Source organism: Niastella koreensis GR20-10, assembly GCF_000246855.1.
Taxonomy (GTDB): Bacteria; Bacteroidota; Bacteroidia; order Chitinophagales; family Chitinophagaceae; genus Niastella; species Niastella koreensis.
Genome location: NC_016609.1, coordinates 8,169,846 through 8,190,191, shown reverse-complemented (window position 1 = coordinate 8,190,191; position 20,346 = coordinate 8,169,846). Strand labels below are relative to the sequence as shown.

Genomic DNA, 20,346 nt, shown 5'->3' with positions numbered 1-20,346 from the left:
ACCATTAAAATAGTTAAAATCAGTAAAGATGAAACAGGTAATAATACTCCTGATCGGGATTAGTATGTGCTTAACCGGCCTTGCCCAAACCGATTCAACCAGAAACGAGTCAAGCCCCAAAGATTCAACGGCCAGCGAAAATGACACCATTCGCGTAGGCGGAATGATCATTATTAAAAAACGCCGTAACCACGATAGCGACAATAACAACGAAGCTAAAACCTACCACCGCAATACCAAGCCTTCGCGCGTAAAAACCAACTGGTGGATCGTGGACCTCGGTTTTGCCAACTATAACGATCAAACCGATTACAAAGGCAGCGCCATCCAGGACCCTGCAACCGGGTTCGCACCCGGCTTTGGTAAAGACCAGTTTAAATTACGTTACGGCAAATCAGTGAACGTTAACATCTGGGCCTTCATGCAAAAGCTGAACATCACCAGGGGTGTTGTAAACCTGAAATACGGCCTGGGTGTGGAATTAAATAATTATCGCTATAAAGAACCCATTCTTTATCACACCAGCCCAACACAGGTAGTACTTGACAATTCGCGGAACTATTCAAAAAATAAACTCGCCGCGGATTACGTAACCATTCCTGTTATGCTGAATTTCAATTTCACCCCGCATCGCAAACAGGGTTTTGGGTTTAGCGTAGGCGCCAGCGCCGGATACCTGTATTCGAGCCGTCAAAAAACCATCACCAACACCAATGGTAAACAAAAAGAGCACGACGATTTTGATCTGAAGCCATGGAAGATCTCTTATATAGCCGAGTTAGGCCTGGGCCCGGTAAAATTATACGGATCATATGCTGCCACAAGCATGTTTGACAAAGGCCTCGATCAACGCCCCTACAATTTTGGATTGCGATTAAGTCACTTTTAACATATAGTAAAAAGCCATGAACAACAAAACGTTCTGATTAAAGTCGGGACGTTTTTTTTATTATTTGATTTTCAATGGCCTTATTTTTGCGACCTTAAAATCACAAAAAATATTGTGTTAAAAGACCTTTCAAAAAAAATAAATGGGGGCTCGCGCCGTTTTGAGGTGTGGCCGACTAAATTTTATTCAGTTTTAAACCCATTAATCATTTGCTTGGTCTTTACGCTTAAAACCAGGTTTACTTATGAAATCTAAGTGGCTTATCGCAGGCCTTATTGTTGTTGCTGTCTCCGGATTAGCAGCATTCAGAACCATTGAAAGAAAAGTTTTTAGAAGAAATTTATTCAGGTCTAAGCCTGTGGGCGAATTGTATTTGATTGTTGACAAATCTGAATACGAGCTGCAGGTGTATGATGCAGACGGCTGGTATGCCACCTATCCCGTAGTATTTGGCAACAAAGATCTTTCCGATAAACTAATCGAAGGTGACCGCCGTACACCGGAAGGCACTTTTAAAATACTCTCCAAAAAGCCTCACCAGAAATGGCATAAGATGTTTATGCTCGATTACCCCACGCCCGAAAGCTGGGCTAAATTCAAAGACCGTAAGGCAAAAGGCATTATTCCGCAAAGTGCTAAAATCGGCGGTGGTATAGCCATCCACGGCACCTGGCCACACGATGAGCTGGTGGTAGATGATTATACCAACTGGACCAATGGATGTGTAGCATTAAAAAATGAAGACCTCGACGAACTGGATGGGATAGTTGACATTGGCACCAAAGTGATTATTCAACGGTAATTTCATTTCATCGCAAACAACATTGATGCAGCTTCGTAAACACCCGGGTTTATTTGTATACTCTTACACACAACTAGGCCTTTTACGCAACCCGGCATAGTACTATTACTGGTTTGTCGTCTATTTTTTAGACAGCAGCAACTTTCCGGGTTACTTTGTTGTCATGTTGATATTTATTAGCGGGTTTAGCCCAACCTACTTATCCATTTGGACCGTATATTGCATATGCAACCAGTCCGCAAAAGCGGGCCACGAATTTGTGAGACAAAAACAATCCATACAAGGACGTTGGCTTTAGAAAACGGTCAATGTTTCCGTCTCTATGAAGACCCCACATACTCCAGCCAGTGGGGTTTTCTTTTTTTATCAACAACCTGCTTTCTCTTCATTATACACTATTGGCGAAAAAAAATCCACCAAAGAATACTCCTTTGGTGGATAGCAACTTTTTTATCAGCATAAAATCAGTAACCTGCGTTTTGAATTCATTTTTCCAGGCCGTTCTTACAATATCCATTGCCTGGGCCTGATTGGTAAACGTAACTGTTGACTGACCGCAAAACATAAACAACTGGTTGATGTAATTAGAATATAAAGCATTCATAGCAACGTTTGCTTCCGTATTGATCAACAATACTTCTGCATAGCGGGCAACCGGGGCGAATGTTTTTGAAGGACTGGGATTGTAAAATGAATTATAGTTCAAAGCCTGGGAATTATTAAGGTACCCGACCAATGAATTTACCTGCACTCTTTTATTGCTGCTTACTACTACATCAAATGGCTCCCAGGTTTTATCGTTTGCATTAATGATAACAATAAAAAAACCTCCCGATAATTCAGGAGGTTTTAAGATATAAATTAATTGATATCTATCTGCTATAATCTTCCTTTCGCTATTTCATCCACCACACCAGGATCCAGCAAGGTAGAAGTATCGCCCAGTTTATCCACTTCACCTTCAGCAATTTTGCGTAAGATGCGGCGCATGATCTTCCCGCTTCTTGTTTTAGGCAACCCGCTTACAAATTGAATTTTATCGGGCTTGGCAATGGCGCCAATAATGCGTGCAACGGTTTGGGTAATATCCTTGCGGGCCAGGTTTTCATCGTCACCATGCGCGCCCTGGTAAATAACAAAGCAATAAATGCCCTGTCCCTTAATATCATGCGGATAACCAACCACTGCACTTTCCACCACCCCGGCATGCATGTTAATGGCATTCTCCACTTCAGCTGTACCAATGCGGTGACCGCTCACGTTCAGCACATCATCTACGCGGCCGGTTATGCGGTAATTGCCCACTTCATCGCGTAAGCAACCATCGCCGGTAAAATACAGGTTTTCGTAGGTAGCAAAATAGTTCAGGCGGCAACGCTCATGATCGCCGTAGGTAGTGCGCAATATGCCTGGCCAGGGGAATTTGATACAAAGATTACCACTCACCGAATTGCCGGTGATTTCTTTCCCGTTCTCATCTACCAGTACCGGCTGTACGCCTGGTAATGGCAGGGTAGCATGGGCTGGTTTAGCGGGGGTTACGCCTGCTAAGTTGGAAATAAGAATACCTCCGGTTTCAGTTTGCCACCAGGTATCAACAATGGGGCATTTCTTTTTGCCGATGTGCTCATCGTACCAATGCCATGCTTCTTCATTGATAGGTTCACCTACAGTACCCAGTACTTTCAGCGAATCGAGGCTGCGGCCTTTTAATGGATCCAGGCCAAAACCCATCAATGAGCGGATGGCCGTAGGTGCAGTATATAATACGTTTACTTTGTATTTGTCTACGATTTCCCAAAACCTGCCGGCATCGGGCCAGGTAGGCACGCCTTCAAACATCAGCGAAGTAGCGCCGGCGCTTAATGGGCCATAAACAATATAACTATGGCCGGTGATCCAACCGATATCGGCCGTACAAAAATGCACATCGCCGGGCTGGTACTGAAATACATTTACAAAGCTATAATTGGTATACACCATATAACCACCAACAGTATGCACTACTCCTTTTGGCTTACCGGTTGAACCGGAGGTGTATAAAATAAACAACATGTCTTCCGCATCCATTTCTTCCGCTACACATTCGGGGTTACCCTGTGTTTCCACCCGTTTGATCTCATCTTCCCACCAAACGTCGCGGCCTTTTATCATAGATACAGCCGTGCGGGTTCTGGTTAAAACAATCACCCTTTTTACAAAGGGGCATTGCACCAGTGCATCGTCGATAACACCTTTCAGGGGAATTTCTTTATTACCACGAAAGGCGCCGTCACAGGTAACTACAAACTCTGCCTTCGCATCCTGCAGGCGGTCGGCAATGCTTTGTGCGCTAAAGCCGCCAAACACTACAGAGTGAATAGCACCAATGCGTGCACAGGCCAGTACTGCTATTGCCAGCTCGGGCACCATGCCCATATAGATACAAACCCGGTCGCCTTTTTTAACGCCGTTGTTCTTAAGCACATTGGCAAACTGACACACTTTGAAGTGCAGGTCGCGATAGGTTAATACCCGGTGATGTTCTTCAGGATCGTTCGACTCCCAAATAATAGCCGGTTTATTACCTAATGTTTCGAGATGACGATCGATGCAGTTTTCGGTAATATTCAATTTACCTCCACCAAACCATTTAATGGTTGGCTTTTTAAAATCCCACTCCAGCACTTTATCCCATTTTTTACGCCAGTAAAAAGTAGAAGCTATTTCTCCCCAGAAGCCTTCAGGATCGTTAACACTTTTTTCGTACGCCGTTTTGTATTGGTCTGCTGTTTTTATCTGATAAGGATATGACATAACAATCTGTTTCCCTTTTAAAATTTAGGGTGTCAAATTACGAATAAAATATCAGTTCTGAGTTCTCAGTTCTTGTATTCTGTATTTGCTTACAGCTTGCGGCCTGCGGCTCTTACCTTACACTCGTTAGCATCTAACCACATTAGTTTGTTCGTTTAATCGGAGCCTTGTATCTTGAGGCCTGGGCCTTATTAAGAACCCGCTTCCCATATGACGCAACCATCAGAATCAAAAACTATCTGGAAGGTTATTGCTGCCTCTTCGGTAGGCACCTTAATTGAATGGTACGACTTTTACATCTTTGGCAGCCTTACAACTGTTATTGCCGATCAGTTCTTTCCTAAAGAAAATCCAACCGCTGCACTTTTATCAACACTGGCCACCTTTGCAGCCGGTTTTATAGTACGCCCTTTTGGCGCCCTCGTATTTGGCCGCTTAGGCGACCTGATTGGTAGGAAATACACTTTCCTGCTGACCCTGATCCTTATGGGCGGTTCTACCTTTGCCATTGGGCTGATACCCAAATACACTACTATTGGTTATGCTGCTCCGCTGTTGGTTTTGCTGCTTCGTTTATTGCAGGGGCTGGCACTGGGTGGTGAATATGGTGGTGCGGCTACCTATGTAGCAGAACATGCGCCTCCGCACAGACGTGGTTATTATACCAGCTGGATCCAAACCACCGCCACCCTTGGTTTATTTCTTTCACTGGGTGTTATCCTGCTTACCCGGCACGTACTGGCCCCCGATCTTACGACCTCTATTGAACGCTTTAAAGACTGGGGCTGGCGTATTCCCTTCTGGGCATCTATCCTGCTTGTGATTGTATCAATCTATATCCGCATGAAGATGAACGAATCACCGCTGTTTGCCAAACTAAAATCAGAGGGGAAAGTATCGGTCAATCCATTAAAGGAAAGCTTTGGCCATAAAGCCAATCTTAAAATGGTACTACTGGCATTATTCGGCGCTACCATGGGTCAGGGTGTGGTATGGTACACAGGTCAGTTTTATGCACAAAACTTTCTGGAAACCGTTTGTCATATCGATTTCGATCAGTCACGCACCATCATCATCTGGGCCATATTGTTTGCCACGCCCTTCTTTGTGGTGTTTGGCGGCTGGAGCGATAAAATAGGCCGCAAATGGATCATGCTCATCGGGATGCTGCTGGCCATATGCACCTATCAATTTATTTTTAAACAGTTCCTCAACTTAACGCAACCCACCGGCAAAACTGAACTTACGGCGCACCGGAAATTTTTGAGCGAAGGCACAACGCCCTTAAAAAAAGGCAAGCCCGATTCCCTGCATCTCCGCACCTGGGAAGTACATTATGCCGACGGTGCGGTGTTTCATGAAGTAAAACAGGATACCTTATGGGCCAACCCGGCCCGGGCTGCGGCAACTCAAACTGCCACCATATACAATGAAAAAAAGCTCGATACCCGGACTTATATAAAGATAGTAGGCTGGATGTTCATCCTGATCCTGTATGTGACCATGGTGTATGGTCCTATAGCCGCCTTCCTGGTTGAGCTGTTCCCAACCCGCATCCGGTATACTTCCATGTCATTACCCTATCACATCGGCAATGGCGTGTTTGGAGGCTTAACACCCTTTATTGCCACCCTGCTCACTACGGTTTATGTAGCCGATAAATTATCAGGATTGTGGTATACCATTATCGTTGGGGCAATATGTTTTTTCATCGGCGCGGTGTATATCTCCAACCGCATAGATGCCGATGTTAACGATTAAATAATATTTAAAGCAAGCATATGAATCAATTAAAAAAATGGCTGGGTATTGTATGGATGTTGTTGGGGCCGGTTGCTATATATTATCTTATTAAAACTGCTGCTGCAGAAATTGCAAAAACGCCCGGTATCAATACCATTATACAATGGGCTGTATTCGTAATTATATTTATACCTATCGCTATAGGGCTGGTAATATTTGGTTATTACGCCTTAAAGGGCGAATATGATCATTTGCCGGAAAACTCTAACGAAATTTAAAATAATAAAGACCTGTCAGGTGTGCTTTGAGATCTGGCCAATTCGGTTTGGCCGAGGCACATCTGACAGGTCTTTTTAGTAATTTCACAATTGTTAATAAAATTTAACGTTTGTCATCTAGGGATTGAAATCTTATTTTTACATCGTTACTGGCAATCATGAAAAAAACAATACAAAAAACATATACTGTATCTGCAGTTAAAAAGGTTGTGGCCATCGCCATGATGCTTTTGCTGGTTTGGATCACCGGTATTAATTTTTTGTATTTATCAAAAAGCACCGGCAAAACTGTAGTTGCCTGCGCCAGCACTGATGGCGATGAAGACTCCAGCGATTGCAGTACCGGCAACCCTGCCGGTCCCGATGAAAAATCGCCCGACGCCCCCATTACACTTTCTGAAGAATTCATTCACGAATATCACAATCCGGTAAGTCCTGACTGGACCAATGCTTTATTTCAGCATAAAGTTCACGAAGCTGAACAACTCTGCATCTTTCACCCGGAATCCTTTTCACCCCCTCCGGAAGCATAATATTTTCCCGTTAACAGCTCAATTTATTTCCTGTCCCGCATAGCGGGATTCCGATTGCCTGTTGAGATGGTTGGTAGATCTGGCTGCAGCTAACACTGTTTCCAGACAACAGGCCTGTATTCAACCTGGTATCTTATTGTCAAACCGGGAAAGCCGTGTGCTTCTCATAAATCATTTTATATGCTTCAGAAAGTTAAACAGTACGCAAGCGCTTTGCGATACGATTTCCCGTCATCAGTAGTAGTGTTCCTGGTAGCGCTTCCCCTTTGTTTGGGTATTGCGTTGGGTTCAGGAGCGCCTTTGTTCTCTGGTATTATAGCCGGTATGGTAGGCGGTATTGTTATCGGCTCCTTAAGCGGCTCGCAATTAAGTGTTAGCGGGCCCGCAGCAGGGTTAACGGCCATTGTTGTGGTAGCCATTGGTAAATTACAGGTGTATGAAGCCTTTTTACTGGCTGTTGTGCTGGGCGGGGTTTTCCAGATCATCCTGGGCTTTTTAAAAGCCGGTATCCTGGGCGACTACATTCCCTCAAGCGTTATCAAAGGCATGCTGGCGGCAATAGGTCTTATTCTGATCCTGAAACAATTTCCCCATATGGTGGGCTACGATAAAGATTATCAGGGCGATGAAACCTTTTCAGAAACCAGTGGCGACAATACCTTCAGTGCGTTGTTGGGGTCGTTAAGGCATTTGCTTCCCGGAGCCTTAATGATTGGTATTGTTTCCCTGGTCCTGATGATCGTTTGGGAAAAATACATTGCCCCCAAAGCCAGGTTCCTGAAACTGGTGCCCGGTCCATTGGTAGTGGTGGTAATTGCCGTAGCCATCAATGAAACCCTGAGATCGGCAGCGCCAGGAATGGTTGTTAAAGAATCGCACCTGGTAAAAATTCCGGTGGCCGATTCATTCAACGGGTTTATCTCCTTCTTTACATTTCCCGATTTCAGTCATATTCTGAATCCGGTTGTATGGACCACCGCTATCACTATAGCTATTGTGGCCAGTTTGGAAACCCTGCTGAATATCGAAGCTTCCGATGACCTCGATCCCTATCAACGGGTAACCCCCACCAACCGGGAGTTAATGGCCCAGGGCGCCGGTAACATGTTCTCCGGTTTAATTGGCGGCCTGCCTATTACATCGGTAGTAGTGCGTACCTCCGCTAATATCAATGGCGGCGCCAAAACAAAAATGTCTACCATTTTTCATGGCATACTGTTGCTGTTATCGGTAGCTTTTATCCCCACCATTCTTAATCTTATTCCGTTATCGGCATTGGCAGCCATTCTCATCTTCACCGGTTATAAACTGGCAAAGCCATCGTTGTTCTTAAAATTCTATAAAAAAGGCTGGGACCAGTTCTTACCCTTTGTGTTAACAGTGGCAGCCATTTTGCTCACCGATCTGTTAAAAGGTATTTTAATAGGCTGTGTGGTTGGGTTGTTCTTTGTTATCCGCAGTAATTTTAAATCGGCAGTATTCGTGGTAAGCGATGCCAACAGATACCTGTTCCGCTTGCGTAAAGATGTATCCTTCCTTAATAAACCTATCATTAAGAACAAGCTTGAACAGATCCCCGAAAATTCTTCTGTGTTGATCGATGCTACCCGCGCCGATTTTATCGACAAGGACATAGTGGAAGTGATAGAGGATTTTTTAAAACACGCCCCACTGAAAGGCATAAATGTTGAATTAAAAAAAAGCCATTTTAAAGACCAGGGCTTTTCAGGCAACGGCAGTAAAGTGATAGCAAAAGCAAAACCTATTGTGCCTGAAAAAGAAATGGCCGAAGCATAAAAAGAAAGAAAGAGAGGCCTGTGCTTTTTTGTTAACACCTCCTTCGAGGCTATTATATCATGGACATTTAATTATAACGAACAAAAAGACTGATCATGGAATCATACGAAAAGTTATTATTGGAAAACAAAGCCTGGGCATCTGAGAAAGTGAATGATGACCCTGAATATTTCAACCGGCTGGCGCATATTCAAACACCTGATTTTTTATGGATCGGTTGTAGCGATAGCCGCGTACCGGCCAATGAAATTACGGGTACACAACCAGGTGAAATATTTGTACACCGCAATATTGCCAACATGGTGGTGAACACCGATGTGAATCTGCTGAGCGTGCTCGACTATGCAGTTAACCACCTGAAAGTAAAACATGTTATTGTTTGCGGCCACTATGGCTGCGGTGGGGTTAAGGCCGCTGCTACCCAAAACGACTTTAAACCCGTGTTGAATATGTGGCTGCGTAATATAAAAGATGTTTACCGCCTGCACCGCGAAGAATTGCAGTCAATAAAAGATGAAGAAACCCGTACCGACAGACTGGTTGAGCTGAATGTGCGCGAACAGGTAAATAACCTCGCCAAAACATCCATCATTCAACGTGCCTGGAAAGAGGGCAACAAACCCGATCTCCACGGCTGGGTATACGGGTTAAAGGATGGGATTATAAAACCCGTATTTGAAATGCGGGCGGGCACCCATATTGACGCGCTGTACGAATACGACAACTTATAGGATTGTGCACATTCATACAATAACACTAAATTCAAAAAGGTCCCTCCGGTTATTCGGGGGGATTTTTTTTATCGCTGCTTAAGGCTGAAGGCCGCAGGCTGAACGCAAAACGCCATTAGCTATGAGCTTCAGGTTTTCAGCGTTCAGCTTTAAGCCTTCAGCTTTCAGCGTTATTTTCCTAATTTGCGCAGTAATTATGTCAATTGAAGTAAAAAACCTCACCAAAATATACGGTGAGCAAAAAGCTATCGATAACGTAACCTTTACAGTTAACAAGGGGGAAATTGTTGGCTTTTTAGGGCCCAATGGCGCCGGCAAATCCACTACCATGAAAATCATCACTGGTTTCCTGCAACCAGATGAGGGCGAAGCCATAGTATCGGGTATAGCCGTAAAAGAACAACCGCTTAAGGCCAAGGCCACCATTGGATACCTGCCTGAGGCCAATCCCCTGTATTACGATCAGTATGTACGCGAATACCTCGATTTTATCGCAGATGTACACAGCGTGCCTGCTAAAACAAAAAAAGAACGCATAGAAGGCGTGATCCAAACCGTTGGGTTAAGCCTGGAAAGCAATAAAAAGATCGGCCAGTTGTCAAAAGGTTATAAACAGCGCGTGGGCCTGGCTGCCGCCCTTATACACGACCCCGAAGTACTGATCCTGGATGAACCTACCACCGGCCTGGACCCCAACCAGATTGTAGAGATCAGGGAAGTGATCAAAAACCTGGGGCAAAATAAAACCGTGCTATTTTCTTCCCACATATTACAGGAAGTGGAAGCCATTTGCGACCGGGTTATTATTATAAACCGGGGTAAACTGGTGGCCAACGACAAATTAAGTAATCTTCGTCAGCAGGTTACCAGCAACAACCTGTTGCGTGTTACCTTTAAAGAACCGCTGGAAGCGGCCTGGCTCACAAGATTGAGCAGCGTACAAAACGCTAACAAAATCAGCACCAACGAATGGGAACTGGTTTGCACCAACCCGAAAGATGCCCAGCGTCAGGTAATGGAACTTGCATTACAGGAAAATCTCAACATTATTTCCCTGCAATCCGGTGGACAAAGCCTGGAAGATGTGTTCAGGAGTTTGACCAACACAAATACTAACGCCTGACAGGTTATGTAAAAATAAGGTCCTGAAAAGTAGATTTTACTGCAAACTTTGTTTCTTTGCACCTCGGCAAACACCCGTTGCCGCATTAAATCTAATATTAAACACCTTATTATGGGAAGCTGGGGATTTACAAACTTCGATAATGATACCGCCCAGGATTTTGTTGCAGAGGTGGAAGAAGGGGGCATTGACCGCATAGTTTCGGCTATAGAGGTAATAAAATCCATTGACGAAGACGCCTATCTCGACTCGGACCTGTGCGCAGAAGCACTGGCCGCCATTGAGTATATAGCTACCGCAAAAGGCCATATGGCAGAAGATTTTCCCGAAGATGCAGAGGATTGGGTAAATGCCCACAAAGCCCAGTTACAGATCATTCGTGGTATTGTTGTAAAATGCCAGCAGGCCATAGACCGGATCAAAAACAATTCCGAACTAAAAGACCTTTGGGAAGAAACCGAAGATTTTGAGAACTGGAAAAAGGTTCTGGACGATCTGAATACCAGGATCAGTTAAATAATTCCAATAGACAATAATTTAAACTAATACCAACTCATGAGTTACATTGCAGACATTCATGCCCGCCAGATCTTAGACAGCCGCGGCAATCCCACTGTAGAAGTAGATGTAGTTACCGATAGCGGATTTTTAGGAAGAGCAGCTGTACCAAGCGGCGCTTCTACCGGTAAACACGAAGCTGTTGAACTGCGCGACGGCGACAAAAAAACCTACATGGGTAAGGGCGTTTTGCAGGCAGTTAAAAATGTAAACGAAATTATTGCAGATCAACTGATTGGTATTGAAGTAGTAAAACAAGCCTACATCGATGACCTGCTGATCAAGATCGACGGTACTGAAAATAAGGCCAAACTGGGCGCCAATGCTACCCTGGCCGTTTCTATGGCAGTTGCAAAAGCAGCTGCAGAAGAAACCAACCTGCCTTTGTACCGTTACCTGGGCGGCGTTAACGCCACAGTGTTGCCAATGCCCCTGATGAACATCCTGAACGGCGGTGTACACGCAGATAATAAAATTGATTTCCAGGAATTTATGATCGTTCCCATTGGCGCTCCTTCTTTCAGCGAAGGTTTGCGTTGGGGCGTTGAGATCTTCCACCACCTGAAATCTATTCTTAAAAAGAAAGGTTATGGCACCAACGTAGGTGACGAAGGTGGCTACGCTCCTGATATCCAAAGCCCTGAAGAGGCTATTGAAACCGTTTTGGCGGCTATCGAATCAGCCGGCTACAAAGCAGGTGATCAAATTGGTATCGCAATGGATGCTGCCAGTACCGAAATGTACGACGAAGCCAGCAACACCTATAAGTTCTACAAAAGTTCAAACAAAACCATCAGCAGCGATGAAATGGTGGCTTATTGGGCTGATTGGGTTAAAAAATACCCTATCGTTTCAATTGAAGACGGTATGGCCGAAGACGATTGGAATGGCTGGAAAAAACTGACTGACGCCATCGGCAGCAAATGCCAGCTGGTAGGCGACGACCTGTTTGTAACCAACGTTAAACGCCTGCAGGAAGGTATCGATAAAGGTATCGCCAACAGCATCCTGGTTAAAGTAAACCAGATTGGTACCGTTACTGAAACCATCAATGCCGTACAACTGGCGCAAACAAATGGTTATACATCTATTATGAGCCACCGCAGCGGTGAAACCGAAGATACTACCATCGCTGACCTGGCCGTAGCCTTAAACTGCGGACAGATAAAAACCGGCTCTGCAAGCCGTAGCGACCGGTTGGCTAAATACAACCAGCTCCTTCGTATTGAAGAAGCCCTGGGCGAAAATGCCATTTATCCAAAAGGAAGAATTAAATTTGGTAAATAAGGAATACAACTGCAAGCTTCAAGCCGCAAGCTACAAGCCATAGGAGAGCCTGGTATTTCAGTCTTTTCCTGGCTTGTAGCTCGCAGCTTGTGGCTTGTTTTAAATATGAAGCTTCTCAAAAACATACCCGCCTGGCTTAAAAACAAATACATACTCACCACCCTGGTGTTTACAGTATGGCTGTTGTTCTTCGACGACCGCGATATTATTACCACCCACTTCAAGTACCGCAACGAGCTGAAGCAACTGGAACAAAGCCGGGATTACTACCTCCAACAGATAGATACTACTAAAAAGGAACTGGAAGGCCTTAAGCAGAGCCCCGAAAAGCTCGAAAAATACGCCCGCGAAAAGTACCTCATGAAACGGGACAATGAAGATTTGTTCATATCACCTGAATAAGTAGTTTCGGTCCTCCTATTGCATCATTCACCGCCTTTTTATATATTGTCATCGAATTCTCTCATTCCTATCCAATCTCCTGCACAATAAGAGAAACCTAATATCGTTTTATAACACGGACGGACTCCGAAATTGACTCTTTCGGAATTTTATAAGGACATAAATGGTTTGCCTATGACTATTCTCTTTACACCGGAGGACCTTTTACGCTATTTGTACAAAGAAACCTCGCCGGCAATGAATGCCGCTATTGAAGCCGCATTAGAGGAAGACTGGACGCTTCGCGAAAAATTAGAGGTTTTGAAAGCCTCTGCCCGAAACCTGGACAAGATCGTTGAATCTCCCAGAACAGAAGTTATTATGAACATCTTGCAATACGCCCGTGAAACGGCTACTGCAACTGCTTAAAACTTCAGGCAGAAAACAAGTACCCCCAATAATGTAACAATCATTGGGCTACATTAATCCACTCCCTTAATTTCGCAGTCATTCTAAGTGAAAGAATGACAAGAAAACAACGTTACCAGTTTGTAATCGACTATTTTTTGCATCATGCACCCGATGCGGAAACTGAGTTGCTGTATGATAATCCCTACCAGTTACTGGTGGCGGTAATCTTGTCGGCACAGTGTACCGACAAACGGGTTAACATGACTACACCGGCTATTTTTGAGAAATACCCGGACGCGGCCAGTTTGTCAAAAGCCACTTTTGATGAACTGTTCCCGTTAATAAGAAGTATCTCATACCCCAACAACAAAACCAAACACCTGATTGGGATGGCCCAAAAGCTCCAAACGGAGTTTAATGGCGAAGTCCCGCTCACGGTTGATGAGCTGGTTACGCTCCCCGGCGTAGGCAGAAAAACGGCTAATGTCATTACCTCGGTAGTTGACCAGCAGCCCAATATGGCGGTAGATACCCACGTCTTCCGGGTAGCAGCACGCATTGGCCTCACCCTGAACGCCAAAACGCCCCTGGCTGCCGAAAAGCAACTCATCGCACAAATCCCCAAAGAACTGATCCATATCGCCCACCACTGGCTTATTTTACATGGCCGCTACGTTTGTGTTGCCCGTAATCCCAAATGCGACAAATGCGGCATTACCGAAGTTTGTAAGTATTATCAGAAAGAAGTTAAACCGAAGAAGTAACACTGATCCATAGAATTTCAATGTTTGAAATTGAATTAACAAACCCTGTAATTTAACCAACAGCGTTTGCAATTGAATTGGGCGTTCATTCAATTTAATGGAAAGACTGTTCTGTTGAATTGGGCAGCCATTTGATTTAAAAGATTGATCGTTCTTTTCAATTGAACGCTCATTATTTTGAATTTTTTGACCAGATAATTGAATTTCAGAATGCGATAATTGAAAAAGTAGAACTGATTTTTGAATTTTTTAGAAGAAAAGCATTGATAATCAACCTGCCTGCAACCGTCAACCTTTTAACGTTTTAACCTGTCAACCTGTTAACTGTATTCCTCTATCAGCTTTATTAACCTTATCAACGCTATCAACTCTTTTCCATTGTAGACGAATTTCCACACCACATATAACAGTCTATTGATATACAATCCCCCTTCACCCATGGCACTGGATTTTGAAACATAACCCGTGAGCCATCAAACTTATATGCTTTACAGATCCACGTGCTTATTATGCCTGTTCATTGCTACCATCAACAGCCATTGCTCTTCATCAGCCAGTGGCGATCCTGTATATAAAAGTCCCGATGGCTACGACCTCAACAAACCTTTCTTATTAAAACTACCCGTAGAGCTGGATGAAATTTCAGGAGTGGCCTTCTATGCAAAAGACACCAGTGTGTTTGCCGTGGGGGATGAATTCGGCTGGCTGTATAAGGTGCCTTTAACGGGCGGCAAACCTATTCGTAAATGGAAGTTTTCGGGAGACGGGGATTATGAAGACCTGGTAATGATTGACAAGGTCTTTTATGTACTGCAAAGCGATGGCGACATAACCGCCTTCACTTTCGACGATCATAACCAGATCTTGTCGCAGGAGATAGAATTTCCATCGAAGGGGAACGAATTCGAGATCCTGTACTACGATCCGCACCTGTTTAAACTCACTATGATTTGCAAGGACTGTGAGATCGACAAAAAGAAGGCATTGACCGCTTTCAACTTCAACCTGCTTAACAAACATTTTGACGACTCCGCTTCTATCAACGTAACGGCCATTGCCAGCATGATAGGAGAAAAAAAGATGAAGTTCAAACCCTCTGCCGCAGCTATTAACCCCGTTACAGATGAGTTGTTCATTCTATCGTCTATCAATAAGCTGTTAGTGATAGCCGATCGTAAGGGCAACCCCAAACAAGCTTATCCGCTGGATGAAGGGGTTTTTAAACAACCGGAAGGAATTACTTTTTCCCCACAGGGAGATATGCTCATTTCAAACGAATCGGCAAAAAGCGGCGTAGCTAACATCCTATTTTTTAAATATAACAAGAAAGCGAAATCATGAAGTACTTGTTTGCTCTTTTTATGGTATCGACTGGCCATGTACTTTTAGCTCAAACAAATGACTCGGTAGCCTCACGGATTATTTTAGTTGGTGACGCCGGTGCATTGGTCAATGGCAAACATCCGGTTGCTTCAGCGATAAAAAAATACATGCACCCCGATAAAAAAACAACCATCGTTTACCTCGGCGATAACCTGTACCAGTTTGGTTTGCCTGATGAAGGCAACAGGAATTACAATGTATCAAGATCGGTGCTCGATTCGCAAATGAATGTAGCCGCCAATACCCCCGCCCATGTTTATATGATCCCCGGTAATCACGACTGGTCCAATGGCCGCGACTATGGCTGGGAAAGCCTGTTACGCCAGGAGGCCTATGTAAACCTGATGAAAGAAAAAAATGTTGAGTTTATTCCCAAAGAAGGTTGTCCCGGACCGGTAGAAGTGGAGATCAGTAAAGATGTGGTCATGATCGTTTTCGACAGCCAGTGGTTCCTGCACCAGAAAGATAAACCTGGCGTTGAATGGGATTGCCCCTGTAAAACCCAGAACGAATTTATGATTCAGCTGTCTGATATGTTACGCAAAAACTACAACAAGCTGGTGATCATGGCCTGCCACCATCCCTTTATGAGTAATGGCGTGCATGGCGGGTATTATGGTTTAAAACAACACATCTTTCCCTTTACCGATATGAAAAAGAACCTGTGGATACCCTTGCCGGTATTAGGTTCTATTTATCCCATCAGCCGTAGTGTGTTTGGCAGTCCGCAGGATATCAGCTATCCCGCTTATACCAATATGGTGAACATGATCAGGGCCCAAACAAGATTACATCCCAACATTATCTATGCAACCGGCCACGACCATAGCTTACAATTACTCAAAGATACCAGCCACTATTATATTGTGAGTGGGGCAGGTTGTCATACCAGCCGGGCTGAAAAAAGTAAGAACTCCCTGTATATAAATGGTGATTCATTAGGTTTTGCCGTGCTGGAGATTTCAAAAAACAAAACGGTGACCTGCAAATTCTACACGGTAGATATTGACTCAGAAACAACCAGAGAAACCTATTCAAAAAACATCATCGACTTTTCAAAACCACCCACCCTCAGGGAAGACACCGCTAAATTACAAATACCACCCTACACGGATTATTATGAAGCCGCTGCTGGCTTACGCTATAAAAAAAAGGCAACAGACCTGAAAAGGCTGGTGCTCGGTAACAATTATCGCGACGTTTGGGGGCAACCGGTGAAACTAAAAGTATTCCGCATTAAAGAAGAACACGGCGGCTTTAAGATAAAGAGCATGGGCGGCGGAAAACAAACCAAATCGCTTACCCTCGAAGATAAAAATGGAAAGGAGTGGGCCTTACGTACTGTAGAAAAAGACCCCGAAGAAGCGTTGCCCGAAAACCTGCGTAGCACCATGGCGTCAGAAATTGTGCAGGATATGATCTCGGCTGCCCAACCCTATGCACCATTACCCATTGCATCAATGGCTGCTTCAGAACATATAGCACATGCCACGCCCCAGTTTTTCCTGGTGCCCGACGACCTGGCCTTTGGCGTTTACCGGCCCTTGTTTGCCAATAAGGTTTGTATGCTGGAACCCAAAGATGCCAGCTGGGATGGCACCGATACCAAGGGCTCCATAAAAATTTTCAATGAAATGACCGAAGACAATAATAAACGGGTTATACAAACCGAAGTATTGAAAGCCCGCCTGCTCGATATTTTAGTAGCCGACTGGGACCGCCATATGGACCAGTTTAAATGGGGCGTACGCGATACCGGCCAGGGCAAATTATATTATCCTATTCCCAAAGACCGTGACCAGGCCTTCTTTCATTCAGATGGTTTATTAATAGCTTATTTATCCCGCAAGCGGCTCCCCTTCTTAAAAGGATTAACATATAAGATACATGATATAAACCACCTGGCAGTGGTGTCAAAAGATTTTGACCGCCTGTTCCTGAACGATCTTGACAGCAAAGAATGGGATTCGGTGACCACTGTTTTCAGACGCCAGATGACAGATACTGCTATTCAAAAAGCAGTGAAACAAATGCCGCCGGAGATCTATGCCCTCGATGGTAAAGAAACAGCCGATAAACTCATCAGCCGGCGCAACGACCTGGGAAAAAAATCAATGAAATATTACGATTTCCTGGCCAAACAGGTGACCGTATTAGGCAGCAATAAAACAGAACTATTTAAAGTATACAACGAAGGAAAAAATGTACGCGTGCAGGTACTGGCGCATGAAGGAAAAGATTCAGGCTTTGTGATGTACGACCGCCTGTTCGATCCCGCAAAAACAAAAGAAATAAGGTTATACGGTTTGCGCGGCAATGACAAGTTCGATATCTCGGCCAACGTTCCCAACAAAACATTTTTACGTGTAATAGGTGGCAAAGGCGATGATACCTTTCATATAACCGGTAATATTAAAAATTACCTGTACGACCTTAATACAGAAAAGAATTATGTTGACAAAGGAAGCTATACCAAAAACCGCTTCAGCAGCCATCCCAATGTGAATGATTATGATTTTACCGATCAATACCAGTACAACGTTTTCCATTTTCCCCGCATCAACCTTGGCTACAATGCGGATGATGGATTTATGGCCGGCTTTGGCTTATGGTATCGCAAATATGCCTTCCGTAAAGCGCCCTACTCTTCTGAACAACGGCTTTCTGTATTGTTTGCAACCAGTCAAAAGGCCATGCAGGCAAAATACAGGGCGTTGTTTGTAGATGTATTGCCAAAAACAGATCTGGTGATCAATGCCGAAATAATGAACCCCGCGCTGGGCAATTTCTTTGGCTTTGGCAACAATACAAAGGTCAGCCAGGATTCAAGCATAAAATATTACCGCGTACGGTATAAAGACATAGCAGGCGATTTTTTATTCAGGTATAAAGTGGCTTCTGTGTTCAGCGTATTCGCCGGCCCTTCCATCTATCGTTACTGGAACGATCAGAAGAACAACGAAAATTACATCCTGGGTAAACCCTCGCATGTTGGGCTCGATTCAAGCGATGTGTATGGAGTGAAGGCCTATGCAGGCGGCAAAGCCGGGTTCCTGATCAACAACCTGAACAATGAATTATTCCCTACCCGGGGTATCAACTGGCTCACCACCTTTACCCAACTGCAACCGCTTAATAAAAACAGTTCGCCCCTCACCAAGCTGGAATCAGACATGACCGTTTATGCAAGTATGAGCTTTCCGGCAAAATGGGTTACCGTTTTACGGTTAGGCGGCGGCCACATATACAGTAACAGCCTGGAATATTTTCAGGCGCTTACGCTGGGCGCCAACAACTATTTACGCGGCTTTAGAAAGAACCGGTTCTCCGGTAACTCCCTGGCCTATGGCAGCCTGGAGTTTCGCGTAAAACTGTTCGATAGTAAATCGTATGTGCTGCCGGGTCAGGTTGGCCTGGTGGCGTTTAACGACGTGGGCCGGGTTTGGTTAAAGGGTGAAGAAAGCCACCAATGGCATTATGCTTATGGGGGCGGTTTTTATTATGTACCCTATAATATGGTGCTGGTGTCTGCTACCGTGGGTTTTTCAAAAGAAGAACACATCGTGAATTTCACCCTGGGCACCAAATTGAACTTAACATTTTAATTCTATTCGTATGTCAACATATAATGCGCTGCTATTGGATACAGAAAGTCACGTAAGGGCGCTGTTTAAACAACACAACCACGCCAACCTGGTGTTTCATAACCTGCAACACACTCAAAATGTGGTAGAGCGCGCGCATGAAATTGCAGCTCACTACAAAATGCCCGACAAGGAGCTGCTTGAATTATTTATAGCAGCCTGGTTTCACGATACCGGTCACCTCATAAGCGACCCAAGCAACCACGAAGAAAAAAGCGTGGCCCTGATGTCAGAATTCATGCTGTCAAAAACCGATGATGGAGAAATGGTGAATAAGATAGCCGCCCTTATTCGCATCACCAAATTTCCGCCAACACCCCAAACGTTGCAGGAACAGATCATTTGCGATGCAGATACCTATCATTTCGGCCTTACCGAGTTTAAGGAAACCAACAAAGCCATGAAGAAGGAATTGGTTCTGCGTAATATGAATACCATGGTAATGGATTGGGAAAGGAACAGCCTCGATCTGCTGGCGAAACACCAGTTCTACACTTCCTATTGCATAGGCCTGTTGCAAAGGGGAAAGGACAAGAACATGCGCAGGCTCAATAAAAAAATAAACAAGCGTATAGAAGGCCTCAATGTAAGCGAAACCTTATTGCTGCCCGAAAAAGCAAAAGACCCCATAGCCAAACAAAAGAATTCGTTGGTTGGCAGAGGCATTCAAACCATGTTGCGGTTAACCTCGGGAAATCATTTGGAACTGAGCCGGATGGCCGATGGTAAAGCCAGTATTTTAATCAGTGTGAATGCCATTATTATTTCAGTGATCTTATCGGTGCTTATCCGCCGCATAGAAGTAGAAAGACATTTAACTATTCCTACATTTTTATTCCTGGCCTCTTCACTCACAACCATTCTCATTGCTATTATGGCTACGCGGCCCAAAGTATCTACAGGAAGTTTCAGCCGGGAAGATATTCTTCATAAAAACACCAACCTGTTGTTCTTTGGCAATTTTTACAGATCGGAATTAAGCGAGTATAAATGGGCCATGAATACCATGATGCGCGACCCCGATTATTTATACAGCTCATTAATAATGGATATTCATCAACTGGGCGTTGTACTGGCCCGTAAATACAAACTCATCAGGCTGGCCTATACCGTGTTTACGATCGGACTATTCCTCTCGGTAATTGCCTTTATAATTGCCATTTCGGTTCATACGCCCACGCAACCGGTAATAAATTCATCATCCGTTTCACCATACAGCTCGTGAT

Annotated in this window: 18 protein-coding genes; 16 read left to right on the top strand and 2 right to left on the bottom strand. The window is 44.4% G+C overall.

The features are described 5' to 3' along the window. Positions 1 to 28: 28 nt before the first annotated feature. Positions 29 to 889, top strand: coding sequence for an outer membrane beta-barrel protein (locus NIAKO_RS32790; RefSeq protein ID WP_014222799.1), 861 nt, complete (start codon positions 29 to 31; stop codon positions 887 to 889). Positions 890 to 1,133: 244 nt separating this feature from the next. Next, positions 1,134 to 1,691, top strand: coding sequence for a L,D-transpeptidase family protein (locus NIAKO_RS32785; RefSeq protein ID WP_014222798.1), 558 nt, complete (start codon positions 1,134 to 1,136; stop codon positions 1,689 to 1,691). A 388-nt stretch (positions 1,692 to 2,079) separates the two neighbouring features. On the opposite strand, the gene NIAKO_RS39010 is transcribed toward NIAKO_RS32785, so the two are convergent. After that, on the bottom strand, positions 2,080 to 2,397 hold the full coding sequence (locus NIAKO_RS39010; RefSeq protein WP_165761214.1) for a hypothetical protein: 318 nt from the start codon (positions 2,395 to 2,397) through the stop codon (positions 2,080 to 2,082). A gap of 173 nt (positions 2,398 to 2,570) precedes the next feature. After that, a complete protein-coding gene (gene acs, locus NIAKO_RS32775; RefSeq protein ID WP_014222796.1) occupies positions 2,571 to 4,487 on the bottom strand; it encodes an acetate--CoA ligase in 1,917 nt (638 codons plus the stop codon). A 210-nt stretch (positions 4,488 to 4,697) separates the two neighbouring features. Between acs and NIAKO_RS32770 the strand changes: the two genes are divergently transcribed. From NIAKO_RS32770 to NIAKO_RS32705, 14 genes are all read left to right on the top strand, one after another. Then, positions 4,698 to 6,248 (top strand): MFS transporter, encoded by a 1,551-nt coding sequence (locus NIAKO_RS32770; protein WP_014222795.1) that lies wholly within the window; start codon positions 4,698 to 4,700, stop codon positions 6,246 to 6,248. A 20-nt stretch (positions 6,249 to 6,268) separates the two neighbouring features. After that, a complete protein-coding gene (locus tag NIAKO_RS32765) occupies positions 6,269 to 6,508 on the top strand; it encodes a DUF6814 family protein (RefSeq protein WP_014222794.1) in 240 nt (79 codons plus the stop codon). 158 nt (positions 6,509 to 6,666) lie between these two features. Beyond that, complete coding sequence (locus NIAKO_RS32760) at positions 6,667 to 7,041, top strand: hypothetical protein (protein ID WP_014222793.1); 375 nt, start codon at positions 6,667 to 6,669, stop codon at positions 7,039 to 7,041. Between the two features lie 180 nt (positions 7,042 to 7,221). Further along, complete coding sequence (locus tag NIAKO_RS32755; protein WP_014222792.1) at positions 7,222 to 8,838, top strand: SulP family inorganic anion transporter; 1,617 nt, start codon at positions 7,222 to 7,224, stop codon at positions 8,836 to 8,838. Positions 8,839 to 8,933: 95 nt separating this feature from the next. After that, positions 8,934 to 9,569: a carbonic anhydrase gene (locus NIAKO_RS32750; RefSeq protein WP_014222791.1), complete on the top strand. Its 636-nt coding sequence runs from the start codon at positions 8,934 to 8,936 to the stop codon at positions 9,567 to 9,569. A gap of 196 nt (positions 9,570 to 9,765) precedes the next feature. After that, positions 9,766 to 10,692: a gliding motility-associated ABC transporter ATP-binding subunit GldA gene (gene gldA / locus NIAKO_RS32745; RefSeq protein ID WP_014222790.1), complete on the top strand. Its 927-nt coding sequence runs from the start codon at positions 9,766 to 9,768 to the stop codon at positions 10,690 to 10,692. A 111-nt stretch (positions 10,693 to 10,803) separates the two neighbouring features. Continuing rightward, positions 10,804 to 11,208: a DUF4259 domain-containing protein gene (locus tag NIAKO_RS32740; protein WP_014222789.1), complete on the top strand. Its 405-nt coding sequence runs from the start codon at positions 10,804 to 10,806 to the stop codon at positions 11,206 to 11,208. 39 nt (positions 11,209 to 11,247) lie between these two features. Next, positions 11,248 to 12,537, top strand: coding sequence for a phosphopyruvate hydratase (eno, locus tag NIAKO_RS32735; RefSeq protein ID WP_014222788.1), 1,290 nt, complete (start codon positions 11,248 to 11,250; stop codon positions 12,535 to 12,537). Positions 12,538 to 12,642: 105 nt separating this feature from the next. Next, complete coding sequence (locus NIAKO_RS32730) at positions 12,643 to 12,939, top strand: FtsB family cell division protein (protein WP_014222787.1); 297 nt, start codon at positions 12,643 to 12,645, stop codon at positions 12,937 to 12,939. A 174-nt stretch (positions 12,940 to 13,113) separates the two neighbouring features. Then, entirely contained in the window at positions 13,114 to 13,347 is a 234-nt protein-coding gene (locus tag NIAKO_RS32725; RefSeq protein ID WP_014222786.1) for a hypothetical protein, read from the top strand. A gap of 95 nt (positions 13,348 to 13,442) precedes the next feature. After that, positions 13,443 to 14,093: an endonuclease III gene (nth, locus tag NIAKO_RS32720; protein WP_014222785.1), complete on the top strand. Its 651-nt coding sequence runs from the start codon at positions 13,443 to 13,445 to the stop codon at positions 14,091 to 14,093. 483 nt (positions 14,094 to 14,576) lie between these two features. Next, entirely contained in the window at positions 14,577 to 15,434 is an 858-nt protein-coding gene (locus tag NIAKO_RS32715) for an SdiA-regulated domain-containing protein (RefSeq protein ID WP_014222783.1), read from the top strand. Further along, positions 15,431 to 19,081, top strand: coding sequence for a BamA/TamA family outer membrane protein (locus NIAKO_RS32710; protein WP_014222782.1), 3,651 nt, complete (start codon positions 15,431 to 15,433; stop codon positions 19,079 to 19,081). The genes NIAKO_RS32715 and NIAKO_RS32710 overlap by 4 nt, the downstream gene beginning before the upstream one ends. Positions 19,082 to 19,091: 10 nt before the next feature. Continuing rightward, positions 19,092 to 20,345 carry a Pycsar system effector family protein gene (locus NIAKO_RS32705; RefSeq protein WP_014222781.1) on the top strand — a complete coding sequence of 418 codons (1,254 nt, stop codon included), beginning with the start codon at positions 19,092 to 19,094 and terminating at the stop codon, positions 20,343 to 20,345. Position 20,346 lies beyond the last annotated feature (1 nt).